The following is a 14,071-nucleotide window of genomic DNA, read 5'->3' on the forward strand; positions in this document are numbered from 1 at the left end:
AACAGAAAATGGAGCGACATCACCGCAGGATCAACAGCGTGAAACGACGCAAGCTGATCGCCGCCTATAAGCTGCCAGGGGCGCCGGGGTTGCCTGCCACGGTGCCACTGGACGGCGAAGATGACAGCAACGCAGCCGTGGTGAACAACGGCGTGATTTCGTTTGTGGAGGGCATGTCGGCGTTGAACCGCGAGTACATCCGCAAAAGCTATCTGCTGGCCAGCAGTTATGTGAGCGATGTGCTGAAGGTCAGCCGGGGCACGGAGCGTTGGTACGACGAATTTATCCAGGTCATGATCAGCCTGGGCTGGCTGCCGGTGCGCAGCAGTTTCGAGCGGGTTTCAAGCGCCGGCAAGGGGCTGACGGTGCAGTTGGCGGCGCTGAACATGATTGCGGCAATGCTGGCGACCAGCTCGCTGGCCGGACCGCTGCTTGCCGTGCTGCCGAAACTGGCCGCCGATGCGCTGGAGGCGTTGAAGCGGCAACCGGCGTCTTTCGAGTTGTTCAAACGCAACAGTACGGTGCATCAGGGCGGCGATTTTGGCCTGGCGTCCTGCGCCGAAACCGATGGCGAGGTCATGATGGTGCTGGTGACGTACAGCAGCCATGGCGTGAACAAACAGGCGGGGTTGCCGTTTCTGGAGTGGGACAGCTCCTCGTTCGAGGCCTTCAGCGGGCAGACCTGCCTGGCGCTGAATACCTCGGTGGTCAACGAAAAAACCATCCGCCTGATGCGCGAAAGCGCGGGTGACAAGGTGCAACTGGCGATTGCCAAATACCGGATCTAGGGCACCAGGTAGCCGCGAACCCCGGTAAAGATAATTTGCGCGGCCAGGGCGCACACGAACAACCCCATCAACCGGCTGACAATCTGCAAGCCCTGGTCGCCGAGGATGCGCTCGATACGGTTGGACAGGTACAGCACCACGCCCACCGTGAGGCTGGCCAGGGCGATGCTGAGAATCGCCATGATCTTGTCGTCCCAATGCGGCTGGCTGACGCCCATCACCAGCAGGGCGCCGATGGTGCCGGGGCCGACCGTGAGCGGGATGGTCAGCGGTACGATGGTGACATCCTGCTGCACGTTGTCGGTCTGCACCGCTGATTTGCCCTGGGCCATGCCCAGGGCGGAGATGAACAGCACGCTGCCGGCGCCGATGCGGAAGGCGTCTACGGTGATGCCGAACACACTGAAAATCACCCGGCCGAACAGGTAGAGCAACACGCTGGACACGAGCGTGGCCAACGCGACTTTCCAGGCCAGGCGCCGGCGTTCCTTGCTGGAGTAGCCGCGAGTCAGGCTGATGAAGCAGGACAGCACGAAGAACGGGCTGTAGAGCACCAGCATTTTCAGGTAGACGCTGAATAACACGTGGAGCATGGAGGCGGCTCGCGGGCTGGGGAGGTCGTGGGGGAGTCTAACAGTCTCGGATGATCGTTCCCACGCTCAGCGTGGGAATGCCGCTTTGGACGCTCCGCGTCCCGCTCCGAAAGTGACGCAGAGCGTCACGGGATGCATTCCCACGCAGAGCGTGGGAACGATCATCAGGATGGCGCGTGTTCCGGGCGTTGCTGACGCTGCGCCACCCAGAATTCCACCAGCTCACGCAACTGGGACAGCTCCACCGGCTTGGCCATGTGCCCGTCCATCCCGGCCTGGCGTGCGCGTTCTTTGTGTTCGGAAAGAATATGCGCCGTCAACGCCACCACCGGCGTACGAATGCGCTGGTGGCTGACTTCCCACGCGCGCAATTGCTGGGTGGCGGAGAACCCGTCGAGGATCGGCATTTCGCAGTCCATCAACACTAGGTCGTAACGCTGGGCCTTCATGGCTTCCAGCGCTTCTTCGCCGTTGCTGGCGGTGTCCGGGTTGAGGTTGAGCTTGCCGAGCATGCCGCGGATCACTTTGGTCGAGATGCTGTTGTCTTCGGCCACCAGGATGCGGAAATCGCTGGGTACCGCAACGGCCGCCGGCGCGCTGATGACCGGGCGCGGCTGCATCACACCCTTGCTGCGCTGAGTCAGTTCGTCGGCCAGGGTGGTTTTGAGTGTGTAGCCGGCCACCGGTTTGGCGAGGATGCGTTTGATCCCGCAGTTGCGCGCGATGATCTTGCTCGGCGCGTTGCTGATGCCGGTGAGCATGATCAGCAGGATGTCGTGGTTCAGGCTCGGGTCTTCCTTGATCTTCGCCGCCAGTTGCATGCCGGTCATGCCGGGCATGTTCTGGTCGAGCAGCACCACGTCGAAGTAGTCACGCAGGTGCGCCTTGGTGCGCAGTAACGCCAGGGCTTCCTTGCCCGACGGCACGGCGCTGACGTTCAGGCCCCAGGCGGAGCATTGCTGCACCAGCACTTTGCGGCAGGTGTCGTTGTCGTCCACCACCAGTACCCGCGCGTCTTTGAGCGGGCCGTCGAGGTCGGAGGTCGGGTGTTCCAGGCGTTCCGGGTCCAGCGGCAGGGTCAGCCACAGGGTGCTGCCCTGGTGGCTGCCACTTTTGATGCCGAATTCGCCGTTCATCAACAGGATCAACTGGCGGGCAATCACCAGGCCGAGGTGGCCGCTCAGGCGGGTGGCCGAGAGGAAATTCTTGCTGTGCAGTTCGCTGTGCAGCAGTGCGTCGCGCTCGGCGGCTTCCATCGGCAGGCCGCTGTCCTGCACGGCAATGCGCAGGCGCGGTTTGGTGCTGCGCTCGTCGAGGGCGACGACGATCAGCACTTCACCTTCATCGGTTTTTTGCAGGGCATTTTCCAGCAGGCTCAACATCGCCTGGCGCAGGCGCGTTGGGTCACCGCTGATCACGCGCGGCACCTGCGGCTGGATAAAGCTGATCAGCTCGATATTCTGCTGCTCGGCCTTGGCGCGGAAGATGCTCAGGCAATCTTCAATCAAGGCATTGAGGTCGAATTGCACGTCATCCAGTTCGATCTGCCCGGATTCGAGCTTGGAAATGTCGAGAATTTCGTTGATCAGCGTCAGCAGTTCGTTGCCGGCGCTGTGGATGGTCTGCACGTAATCACGCTGTTTCACCGACAGCGGTGTGCCCAGCAGCAGTTCGGTCATGCCCAGCACGCCGTTCATGGGGGTGCGGATTTCATGGCTGATCTTCGCCAGGAACTCGGCCTTGGCGGCGATTTCGGCGTTGCTGGCGGCCAGGTCGCGGCTGAGGCTGAAGCGCGCTTCGACAATGGCGCGTTGGCGCTCGCCCAGGGCCAGGCTCATCAGCAGGCCGCTGAGGCAGATAAAGCCGAGCAGGGTGACGATCAGACCTTGCGGCGCCACCAGCGTCAGGCCCAGCAGGGCCGGCAAGATGATCAGGGTGCCAATGTTGAACACCACCATCGCGGCCACGAACAGGCGCGCCGGGCGATAGCCTTTTTGCCAGTGATAGGCCGAGACAAACAACATGCTCAACCCGGCCAGGGCCACCAGCGCGTAGGTAATGATGTTCAGTGGCAAAGTGTTGACGAACAACAGCAGCAGGCCGCACAGCACGATAAACAGGATGTCGGCCATCAGCAGTTTGTTCAGCGGGTGCGGGCCCAGTGGCATGAAGAAGCGGTAGGCAAACATCAACCCGCACGGTGCCGTCAGCAGCAGGGCCAGGTAGGCCCCGGGCGTTTGCACGGCGTGCCAGTTGGGCAGCCACGGGCCCACCAGGTTGAGCAACAGCGCCAGGCTGAGCATCAGCAGCACTTCGCAGGCGGCCAGCCACAGGCTGCTGCGTGAGCGGTGGTAGGCGAAGCGTGTGAGGTTGTGCAGGATCAGCATCAACAGCACGCCGAACAACAGGCCATAGATCAGCGTCTGGTTCTGGTCCGCGGCGGCCAATACGGCCGGTTCGAGGGTGATGTAGGGGCGCAGTTCGTGTTCCGAGACCAGGCGCAGATAGACCTCGAGGGGCTTCTGGCTTTGGGGCATTGGCAACATGAAGTCGCTGCTGGGCAGCGGGCGTTCCGCCTGGGGTTGGCGGGTGCCGGTGGTTTGTTGCTCGATCAGGGTATCGCCATCGAGCACGTAAAGGCTCAAGTGGGACAGGTCCGGGGCGAATACCCGCAGCAATTGTTCGTGTTTGCCGGGTTGCAGTTTGAAGCGTACCCACAGCGCACCGTCCGGTTCCGCAGCGGTAATCCGGTCGAGTTCGATGGGGCTGAATTGGTTGGTGTAGCGGGCGGAACGGATGTCGCTCAGTTGCAGGTCGGCCTGTTCATCAAGCAATACCGCCCAACCACTGCCTTGCGCGGCGGCCTGGGCCGGGAACAAGCAGAGCAGGGTCAGCAGGCTGACTGTGAAACCTATGGCGATCCTGAGCCAGCGCACGGCGAAATCCCTTCGTAGGTTGATGCACGGGTTAACTATGCGCGGGGCGACATATAGTCGGCAAGGGCCAGAGGCCCTCACCTAACCGAACGGATAGCTACTCAGTGGCTCTCGCCGCGTTCACGGGCAATGGCGCGATAGCCAATGTCTGTGCGGTAGAAGCAGCCTTTCCAGTCGATTTTTGCAGCCAGCTTGTACGCCTGTTGCTGTGCGGCGTCGACACTGGCACCCATTGCGGTGGCGCACAACACGCGGCCACCGGCGGTTACAACGTTGCCGTCCTTGAGCGCGGTGCCTGCATGGAACACCTTGCCTTCCAGCGTAGCAGCCGCGTCCAGACCTTCAATTACATCGCCTTTGGCGTAGTCGGCAGGGTAACCGCCGGCAGCCAGCACAATGCCAACGCTTGGGCGTGGATCCCATTGCGCTTCAACCTTGTCCAGCGCCTGGGCCAGCGCAGCTTCTACCAACAGTACCAGGCTCGATTGCAGACGCAGCATCACCGGTTGGGTTTCCGGGTCGCCGAAGCGGCAGTTGAACTCGATGACTTTCGGGTTGCCGGCCTTGTCGATCATCAGGCCTGCGTACAGGAAACCGGTGTACACGTTGCCTTCGTCAGCCATGCCGCGCACGGTTGGCCAGATCACCAGGTCCATGACGCGCTGGTGCACTTCGCTGGTGACCACCGGGGCAGGGGAGTAAGCACCCATGCCACCCGTGTTCGGGCCGCTGTCGCCGTTGCCGACGCGTTTGTGGTCCTGGCTGGTGGCCATCGGCAATACGTTCTTGCCGTCGACCATCACGATGAAGCTGGCTTCTTCGCCGTCGAGGAATTCCTCGATGACCACGCGCGAACCGGCGTCGCCGAAAGCGTTACCGGCGAGCATGTCGCGCACGGCGTCTTCGGCTTCCTGCAGGGTCATCGCAACGATCACGCCTTTGCCGGCAGCCAGGCCGTCGGCCTTGATCACGATCGGCGCACCTTTCTCACGCAGGTAAGCCAGGGCCGGCTCGATCTCGGTGAAGTTCTGGTAGTCGGCGGTCGGGATCTTGTGGCGGGCCAGGAAATCCTTGGTGAATGCCTTGGAGCCTTCCAGCTGCGCAGCGCCGGCAGTCGGGCCGAAGCAGTCCAGGCCACGGCTGCGGAACAGGTCCACGACGCCGGCAACCAGCGGCACTTCCGGACCGACGATGGTCAGGGACACATTCTTTTCAGCAAAATCCGCCAGTTGCTCAAGGGCCAGCACGTCAATGGCGACGTTTTCGCACTTGGCTTCAATGGCGGTACCGGCGTTGCCGGGTGCGACGAAGACTTTCTGGACGCGCGGGTCCTGGGCAACTTTCCAGGCCAGGGCGTGTTCACGGCCACCGCTGCCGATGATCAAAACATTCATTTCAAAAACCTCGGATGACGCAAATTCTGGGGTACACCGTGGGCTGCTTTTCTGTGGGAGTTGGCTTGCCTGCGATACGGGCGACTCGGTGTATCAGATGCACCGAGTCGATACCATCGCAGGCAAGCCAGCTCCCACACAAGCCAGGGCCCACCGGCTGTGTTGGATCAGTGGCGGAAGTGACGCATGCCGGTAAACACCATGGCGATGCCGGCTTCGTCGGCAGCCGCAATCACTTCAGCATCACGCATCGAGCCACCCGGCTGGATTACGGCGGTCACACCCGCCTTGGCGGCGTTGTCCAGGCCGTCGCGGAACGGGAAGAACGCATCGGAGGCCATCACCGAACCCGCCACCTGCAAACCGGCGTGTTCAGCCTTGATCGCGGCGATACGTGCCGAGTTCACGCGGCTCATCTGGCCGGCGCCGACACCGATGGTCTGGCGATTCTTGGCGTAGACGATGGCGTTGGATTTAACGTACTTGGCCACTTTCCAGGCGAAGATCAGGTCGTTGATCTCTTGCTCGGTCGGCGCGCGCTGGGTCACCACTTTAAGGTCCTGGCTGCCGATCATGCCGATGTCGCGGCTTTGTACCAGCAGGCCACCGTTGACGCGCTTGTAGTCCCAGGCAGCGGCACGCTCGGCCGACCACTCGCCGCAGGCCAGCAGGCGCACGTTGGCCTTGGCGGCCACGATGGCGCGAGCCTCTTCACTGACGCTTGGGGCGATGATCACTTCAACGAACTGACGCTCGACGATCGCCTTGGCAGTCTCGGCATCCAGTTCACGGTTGAAGGCGATGATGCCGCCGAACGCCGATTCGGTGTCGGTGGCGTAGGCCAGTTCGTAGGCCTGACGGATACCGCCTTCGGCGTCCGGGCTGACGGCCACGCCGCACGGGTTGGCGTGCTTGACGATCACACAGGCCGGCTTGACGAAGCTCTTCACGCATTCCAGCGCGGCGTCGGTGTCGGCCACGTTGTTGTACGACAGCTCTTTGCCTTGCAGTTGGGTCGCGGTGGCGATGCCGACTTCGGCTGGCTTGGCTTCCACGTAGAACGCCGCGCTCTGATGCGGGTTCTCGCCGTAACGCATTTCCTGGGCCTTGATGAACTGGCTGTTGAAGGTGCGCGGGAACTGGCTGCGACCTTCTGTGCTCAGGGTTTCGGCGGCCTGGTTCACGGTGCCCATGTAGTTGGCGATCATGCCGTCATAGGCGGCGGTGTGTTCGAACGCCTTGAGCATCAGGTCGAAACGCTGGGCGTAGGTCAGGCCGCCGGCTTTGAGGCTTTCCAGCACGCTGGCGTAGTCGCTGGCGTTGACCACGATGGCCACGTCTTTGTGGTTCTTGGCTGCCGAGCGCACCATGGTCGGGCCGCCGATATCGATGTTTTCGATGGCGGTCGGCAGGTCGCAGCCTGGCTTGTTGATGGTGGCTTCGAACGGGTAGAGGTTGACGGCGACCAGGTCGATCGGCTTGATGCCGTGCTCGGCCATGATGGCGTCGTCGGTGCCGCGACGGCCGAGGATGCCGCCGTGGATTTTCGGGTGCAGGGTCTTGACCCGACCGTCCATCATTTCTGCAAAACCGGTGTAGTCCGCCACTTCCACTGCGGCCACGCCGTTGTCCTGCAGCAGTTTGAAGGTCCCGCCTGTGGAGAGGATTTCCACGCCCAGGGCTTCCAGCTCCCGGGCAAATTCGAGGATGCCGGTCTTGTCGGAAACGCTGATCAAGGCGCGGCGGATCGGCAGGCGGGTAGTCTGGTCGGTCATTTCAATTTCCATCAAAAGCAAAGGAGTCAGCAAAAAAGGCGACCGTTTTTTACGCGGGCGCCTTTCTGGTTTGATTGAATGCTTACAGCAAATCGTACTGCTTGAGCTTTTTGCGCAAGGTCCCACGGTTCAGGCCCAGCAGCTCACTGGCTTTGGTCTGGTTGCCCTTGACGTAGTTCATCACGCTTTCGAGCAGCGGCGCCTCGACTTCGGAGAGCACCAGGTTGTACACGTCCGTGACGGAAGCGCCCTCAAGGTGGGCGAAATAATTGTGCAGCGCCTTCTCGACACTCCCGCGAAGGGTCTGGCCTTCTTCGCTCGGCGTGTTGAGGTGCTGTTTCAAATTGACGTTGTCGCTCACGGGTGTTGTTCCACTCACTAAAGTCTCGGTCATCATCGTCATGCGGCCACCCCCTCTCCGTCCCCTGTCCCCAGGCTCTTGTAACGTTCGCTGAAAAACTCACGAACGTTGGCGCACTGTGCTTCCGTATCATCCAAACGATTGAAGTGGGCGCGAAATTCCCTGGCGCCCGGCAAGGTTGCGAGATACCAGCCGACATGCTTGCGAGCAATGCGTACTCCCATCACGTCTCCATAAAAGGCGTGCAGGGCGGCCAGATGCTCTAGCAGAATACGTTCCACCTCGATCAGCTCCGGTGCCGGCAACACGTCGCCGGTACGCAGAAAATGCTCGATCTCACGAAAAATCCACGGCCGCCCCTGGGCGGCACGGCCAATCAACAGGCCATCGGCGCCGGTGGCGTGCAGCACGCGCCGGGCTTTCTCGGCTGAATCGATGTCGCCATTGGCAAAGACCGGCATCGACACCGCCTGCTTGATCGCGGCGATGGTGTCGTACTCGGCTTCACCGGTGTAAAGGTCGGCGCGGGTGCGGCCATGCACCGCCAGCGCTGTAATGCCTGCCTGTTCGGCGATCTTCGCCACCGTCAGGCCGTTCTTGTTGTCCCGGTCCCAGCCGGTACGGATCTTCAGGGTAACCGGCACATCCACTGCGGCGACAACGGCCTGCAGGATCTCGGCTACCAATTGCTCATCTTTCAACAGCGCGGAACCGGCGGCCTTGTTGCAGACCTTCTTGGCCGGGCAGCCCATATTGATGTCGATGATCTGCGCGCCCAGCTCCACATTGGCCCGGGCCGCCTCCGCCAGCATCTGTGCATCTCCACCGGCGATCTGTACCGAGCGGGGCTCGGGATCACCTTCGTGGATCATGCGCATCCGCGATTTGCGGGTGTTCCACAAACTCATGTCGCTGGTGACCATTTCCGAGACTACAAGACCTGCGCCCAAACGCTTGCACAGCTGACGAAAGGGCTGGTCGGTGACACCCGCCATCGGGGCGAGGATCAAGCCGTTCTGCAATGTGTATGGGCCGATGCGTACCGCCGACATAGGACTTCCCTGTTGTGGGGCCGGATCATTAGAGTTCGAAAAAGGGTTGGCATGATACCCGCTCTCGATGACTGGATAAAGGCTGAATTGGATAAAATCTGAGCAGTTATTTCTTTATCGCCAGCGGTTTGGTCGCGCCGGGCTCAGTCAAGAATCCGCCGTCAAACCTCTGGACGTGAAGCGATTCACTCGGGCGAGTGGAAACTCAGGCTGTAATTCACCGCTTTGCTGCCCGGATCGAGGATGTCCAGGGAGATGTGAATGGGGGTCTGAGAGGGCATTTCGCTCACTCCGGCCAGCTCACCGCTCAGGTATTCGGCAGGTTTGAAGCGACGACTGGCAATCAGGCCGCCATTCAAATCGGCGAAACGCAGTTCCAGCAGCGGGAACGGCTGGGAGAACGTCGCGCGGTTATAGATGATCGCGTCCACCACCAGCGCCCCGGCAAATTCCGGGTTGCTGCGCACCACCAGGTTGCTGCTTTTTATATGGGCGATGTCGACGCGCGATGGCACGGTGCAACCCAGGCTCGGGCACAGCTGCTGGAACCACGGGCGGTAGGCGTCCTGGCGGGCCAGGTCGTCGAACTGATAGGCGATGTATTGGCCGGCGAGGCCTGCGGCGGCCAGCAATACCAACACGATCCAGAACAGGCGGCGCGCCCAGCTGGAAGGGCGCTTGTGTGCATACAGGTGCAGCGGGTCGTCTTCCAGGTCCTGCAGGACGTCGTCGTGAACACTGGCGTCGGGGCGTGGGCGCTTGCGGCGAGGCTGCGGACGGTCCTCGGGTTCCGGTTCGTCCAGCTCGTCGGTGACCGCGCTGAAGGGTGGGTCCAGGTCGTCATCGTCGGAGGTTGAGCGCAGCGTCGGTTCGTCATCGACCTCATCAACATGAAAGGACATCGACGGTTCGGTGCGCGGCCTGGCGGCAGCTGCCTTGACGGGTTCAGGTTCGTCTTCGGGGGCGTGTGCACGCTCCTCGGGCGGTTCGCTGAACAGGCTGGCCGCCCACTTTTCTTCTTCGGCCTTGACCGTGTCACGGCTGGCGCTGAGGGGCTCTTCTTTTTGCCTGCGGTCGGCGCCGGCCTGGCGGCGTTCGGCACTCACGGGTTGAGTGTGCTGAATTTCGCGGCGTTCCAGTTTGGCCAGTTCTTCGTCCAGGTCCAGGTTGTCCAGGTCCAGCTCTTCGGCTGTCCACTGTTTCTGGCTGATGGCCCGTGGTGGCTCGGGCGTCGGCTCAACCGTGGCGGGCTGTTCAGGTTCTGGCGCCTGGCCACGTTGTTCCAGCAACTGACGGGCGGCGTTGAACACTTGCAGGCACAAGCCGCAGCGAACCACGCCACGGGCCACGCTCAATTGGGCGTGGCTGACGCGAAAGCGGGCTTGGCAATGCGGGCACTGGGTGACGAAACTGTCGGTCATGCGGCCATCCGATTCAGGCAAGCACTCATTCTAGCGCCGACGACCACTGATGCGTACCCAGCCATCGCGGTTTGCGATCGGGTCCAGATCAAAATCCTGCGCGTAGGCGGCGGCCACGTCTTCGCCTTGCTCGGCGAGGATGCCCGACAACGCCAGGCGGCCACCCGGCTTGACCAGGCTCGACAGTTGCGGCGCCAGCGAAACCAGCGGCCCGGCGAGAATATTTGCCACGAGTACGTCGGCCTGCACCTGGGGCAATTGCTCCGGCAGATACAGCGGGAATTTGCCTTCGGGAATGTTGTTGCGCCCGGCGTTATCGCGCGAGGCTTCCAGCGCCTGCACGTCGATGTCGGTGCCGACGGCTTCCTTGGCGCCCAACAGCAGCGCGGCAATGGCCAGAATCCCCGAGCCGCAGCCGAAATCCAGCACATTGCAGTCGCTCAGATCCTGGCCGTCGAGCCATTCCAGGCACAGCGCAGTGGTGGGATGGGTGCCGGTGCCGAACGCCAGGCCCGGGTCCAGCAACAGGTTCACGGCGTTTGGCTCAGGTGCGGCGTGCCAGCTGGGCACGATCCACAGGCGCTGGCCGAAACGCATCGGCTGAAAGTTGTCCATCCAGCTGCGTTCCCAATCCTGGTCTTCGATGACTTCGCTGTGGTGCTCGGGCAGCGGGCTCCCGGTGAGCAGTTCCATATGGGCCAGCACGGCGGCGGCATCGGTGCCGTCTTCGAACAGGGCCAGCAAATGGGTGTGGGACCACAGTGGGGTGGTGTTGAGCTCGGGCTCGAAGATCGGCTGGTCTTCGGCGTCCATGAACGTGACCGAGACAGCGCCGACTTCGAGGAAAGCGTCTTCATAGGTTTCGGCTTGTTCTGGGCTGATGGCGAGACGGACTTGCAGCCAAGGCATGGCGGGCACCTTTGAAAATAATGAGTGTGCAGCGGGGTGGGGCTGCGAAAGGGCGCAAGTTTACGCGAGCGGCGGGAGGGGTGTACACATAACAAGTGTGGGAGCGGGCTTGCCCGCGATGCAGGCACCTGGGTTTATCAGTCAAACCGAGTCGATGCTATCGCAGGCAAGCCAGCTCCCACAGAAGTCAGCTCTCACAGGGTTTGCTGGTGTCTTTTATATCCCTGAAACAACAAAACCGCCCGGAGGCGGCTTTGTTGTTTCAGAGCACTTACTGGTTGGCCAGCTTGTGTTCCAGGTAGTGAATGTTCACACCACCTTCGCAAAAGCCTTCATCACGCACCAGGTCCCGGTGCAGCGGGACGTTGGTCTTGATGCCGTCCACCACGATTTCGTCCAGGGCATTGCGCATACGGGCCATGGCCTCGTCGCGGGTGGCGCCCCAGGTGATCAGCTTGCCGATCAGCGAGTCGTAGTTGGACGGAACCTTGTAGCCGCTGTACAGGTGCGAATCGACGCGAACGCCGTTGCCGCCTGGCGCATGGAAATGCTTGACCAGGCCTGGACTCGGGATAAAGGTTTTCGGGTCTTCGGCGTTGATCCGGCACTCCAGGGAGTGGCCGTGGATCTTCACGTCGTCCTGGGTGAAGGACAGCACGTTGCCGGCGGCGATGCTCAGCATCTCCTTGACGATGTCGATACCGGTGACCATCTCCGATACCGGGTGCTCTACCTGCACGCGAGTGTTCATCTCGATGAAGTAGAAACGGCCGTTCTCGTAGAGGAACTCGAAGGTGCCGGCGCCACGGTAGTTGATGTCGATGCACGCCTTGACGCAGCGAGCCAGTACTTCCTGGCGAGCCTTTTCGTCCAGGCCCGGTGCCGGGGCTTCTTCCAGCACCTTCTGGTGACGGCGTTGCAGCGAGCAATCGCGGTCGCCCAGGTGGATGGCGTGGCCTTGGCCGTCGGACAGTACCTGCACTTCCACGTGACGCGGGTTGGTCAGGTACTTCTCCAGATAAACCATCGAGTTGCCGAACCAGGCGCCCGCTTCGGAACGGGTCTGCTTGGCAGCTTCGATCAGGTCTTCTTCCTTGTGCACCACGCGCATGCCGCGACCACCACCGCCACCGGCGGCCTTGATGATCACCGGGTAACCGACTTCGCGACCGATGCGCAGAGCGGTTTCTTCGTCTTCAGGCAGCGGGCCGTCGGAGCCGGGAACGGTTGGCACGCCGGCTGCGATCATGGCTTCCTTGGCTGAAACCTTGTCGCCCATCAGGCGAATGGTTTCGGCTTTCGGGCCGATGAAGGCAAACCCGGATTTCTCCACCTGTTCGGCGAAGTCGGCGTTTTCCGCGAGGAAGCCGTAGCCCGGGTGGATGCCATCAGCGCCGGTCACTTCCGCAGCGGCAATGATGTTCGAGACTTTCAGGTACGAGTTCGTGGCCAGTGGCGGGCCGATGCAGATGCTTTCGTCCGCCAGCTTCACGTGCATCAATTCGGTGTCGGCCGTCGAGTAAACAGCGACGGTCTTGATGCCCTCTTCCTTACAGGCGCGCAGGATACGCAGCGCGATCTCGCCGCGGTTGGCGATCAGGACTTTTTGCAGTTTCTTCGCAGGTTTCAACATCGAAGGCGCTCCGCGGTTCAAACGATGGTGAACAGCGGCTGGTCGTACTCAACCGGCTGACCGTTTTCTACCAGGATGGATTCGATGACGCCGGCTTTTTCAGCGGTGATGTGGTTCATCATCTTCATCGCTTCAACGATGCAGATGGTGTCGCCCACTTTCACGGTCTTGCCGACTTCAACGAAGGCTGGCGAGGTCGGTGCCGGGGTGCGGTAGAAAGTACCGACCATCGGCGACTTGACCACAAAGCCGTTCAGCGCAGGCGCGGCCGGGGCGGCAGGAGCAGCGGCGGCGGCAGCAGGCGCGGCGGCCGGGGCAGCAGCGGCTGGAGCCGGAGCCTGCATTTGTGGTGCGTAGAACTGTTGGGCCGGGGTCTTACTGTGACGGCTGATCCGTACGGATTCTTCGCCTTCCTTGATTTCCAGCTCGTCGATACCGGATTCTTCCAGCAGTTCGATCAGTTTCTTGACTTTACGGATATCCATGAATCATCAACTCCCAAGGGTCGGTCAGGGGCGCTTGGCCGGTTGTTCAATGTGTTCCAGGGCGGCCTCCAGGGCCAGTCGGTAACCGCTGGCGCCAAGGCCGCAGATCACACCTACCGCTACGTCGGAGAAGTAGGAGTGATGGCGGAAAGCTTCGCGTTTGTGCACGTTCGACAAATGCACTTCGATGAATGGGATGCTCACCGCCAGCAGCGCGTCACGTAATGCAACACTTGTGTGCGTAAAAGCGGCGGGGTTGATCAGAATAAAGTCCACGCCTTCGCCGCGCGCGGCATGGATGCGATCAATCAATTCGTACTCGGCATTGCTTTGCAGGTAGAGCAGATGGTGGCCGGCTTCACGTGCCCTGCGCTCAAGATCGAGGTTGATCTGGTCCAGGGTCACTGCCCCGTAGACGCCCGGTTCACGGGTGCCGAGCAGGTTCAGGTTGGGTCCGTGAAGAACCAGTAAGGTCGCCATCGGCTGTTCCTTGTTATTGATGTGGGTACGGCAGAACCCGGCGACTATGCCGCAAAGCCTTTGTGACTGTCCAGTTCTATGCAGTAGGCGGCACGATTAGCGAGGATTGCGCAAAATTTGTGACTGTGAGGCTGAATTTGGTCAGTGTGGGAGCTGGCTTGCCTGCGATAGCGGTGTGTCAGTTGACAATAAGGTGCTGACCCACCCCTATCGCAGGCAAGCCAGCTCCCACATTTTGATCTTC

The 14,071-nt window shown here is 61.5% G+C and carries 12 protein-coding genes; 1 reads left to right on the forward strand and 11 read right to left on the reverse strand.

Going from position 1 to position 14,071, the window contains the following annotated elements; genetic code table 11:
* Positions 1–8 precede the first annotated feature (8 nt).
* Entirely contained in the window at positions 9–788 is a 780-nt protein-coding gene (locus ATI14_RS10230) for a hypothetical protein (protein WP_031320111.1), read from the forward strand.
* Here ATI14_RS10230 and ATI14_RS10235 read toward each other — a convergent pair.
* From ATI14_RS10235 to aroQ, 11 genes are all read right to left on the reverse strand, one after another.
* Positions 785–1,381, reverse strand: a complete 597-nt coding sequence (locus ATI14_RS10235) for a MarC family protein (RefSeq protein WP_017253590.1) — start codon at positions 1,379–1,381, stop codon at positions 785–787. The two genes, ATI14_RS10230 and ATI14_RS10235, sit on opposite strands and share 4 nt — an antisense overlap.
* 164 nt (positions 1,382–1,545) lie before the next feature.
* Entirely contained in the window at positions 1,546–4,317 is a 2,772-nt protein-coding gene (locus ATI14_RS10240) for a hybrid sensor histidine kinase/response regulator (protein ID WP_080520626.1), read from the reverse strand.
* Positions 4,318–4,418: 101 nt separating this feature from the next.
* Positions 4,419–5,711 carry a phosphoribosylamine--glycine ligase gene (gene purD, locus ATI14_RS10245; RefSeq protein WP_016972523.1) on the reverse strand — a complete coding sequence of 431 codons (1,293 nt, stop codon included), beginning with the start codon at positions 5,709–5,711 and terminating at the stop codon, positions 4,419–4,421.
* A 167-nt stretch (positions 5,712–5,878) separates the two neighbouring features.
* A complete protein-coding gene (gene purH / locus ATI14_RS10250) occupies positions 5,879–7,486 on the reverse strand; it encodes a bifunctional phosphoribosylaminoimidazolecarboxamide formyltransferase/IMP cyclohydrolase (protein ID WP_016972522.1) in 1,608 nt (535 codons plus the stop codon).
* An 82-nt stretch (positions 7,487–7,568) separates the two neighbouring features.
* On the reverse strand, positions 7,569–7,889 hold the full coding sequence (gene fis / locus ATI14_RS10255; protein WP_002555375.1) for a DNA-binding transcriptional regulator Fis: 321 nt from the start codon (positions 7,887–7,889) through the stop codon (positions 7,569–7,571).
* A complete protein-coding gene (dusB, locus tag ATI14_RS10260; RefSeq protein ID WP_016972521.1) occupies positions 7,886–8,899 on the reverse strand; it encodes a tRNA dihydrouridine synthase DusB in 1,014 nt (337 codons plus the stop codon). Before dusB ends, fis begins: the two co-directional genes overlap by 4 nt.
* Before the next feature lie 185 nt (positions 8,900–9,084).
* Entirely contained in the window at positions 9,085–10,320 is a 1,236-nt protein-coding gene (locus ATI14_RS10265) for a DUF3426 domain-containing protein (RefSeq protein ID WP_080520625.1), read from the reverse strand.
* A gap of 30 nt (positions 10,321–10,350) precedes the next feature.
* Entirely contained in the window at positions 10,351–11,229 is an 879-nt protein-coding gene (gene prmA / locus ATI14_RS10270; RefSeq protein WP_016972519.1) for a 50S ribosomal protein L11 methyltransferase, read from the reverse strand.
* A 271-nt stretch (positions 11,230–11,500) separates the two neighbouring features.
* Positions 11,501–12,862 carry an acetyl-CoA carboxylase biotin carboxylase subunit gene (accC, locus tag ATI14_RS10275; protein WP_017253856.1) on the reverse strand — a complete coding sequence of 454 codons (1,362 nt, stop codon included), beginning with the start codon at positions 12,860–12,862 and terminating at the stop codon, positions 11,501–11,503.
* Positions 12,863–12,879: 17 nt separating this feature from the next.
* Positions 12,880–13,347 (reverse strand): acetyl-CoA carboxylase biotin carboxyl carrier protein, encoded by a 468-nt coding sequence (accB, locus tag ATI14_RS10280; RefSeq protein ID WP_016972517.1) that lies wholly within the window; start codon positions 13,345–13,347, stop codon positions 12,880–12,882.
* Between the two features lie 24 nt (positions 13,348–13,371).
* A complete protein-coding gene (aroQ, locus tag ATI14_RS10285) occupies positions 13,372–13,827 on the reverse strand; it encodes a type II 3-dehydroquinate dehydratase (protein ID WP_016972516.1) in 456 nt (151 codons plus the stop codon).
* Positions 13,828–14,071 lie beyond the last annotated feature (244 nt).

It is taken from the genome of Pseudomonas tolaasii NCPPB 2192 (assembly GCF_002813445.1).
Taxonomy (GTDB): Bacteria; Pseudomonadota; Gammaproteobacteria; order Pseudomonadales; family Pseudomonadaceae; genus Aquipseudomonas; species Aquipseudomonas tolaasii.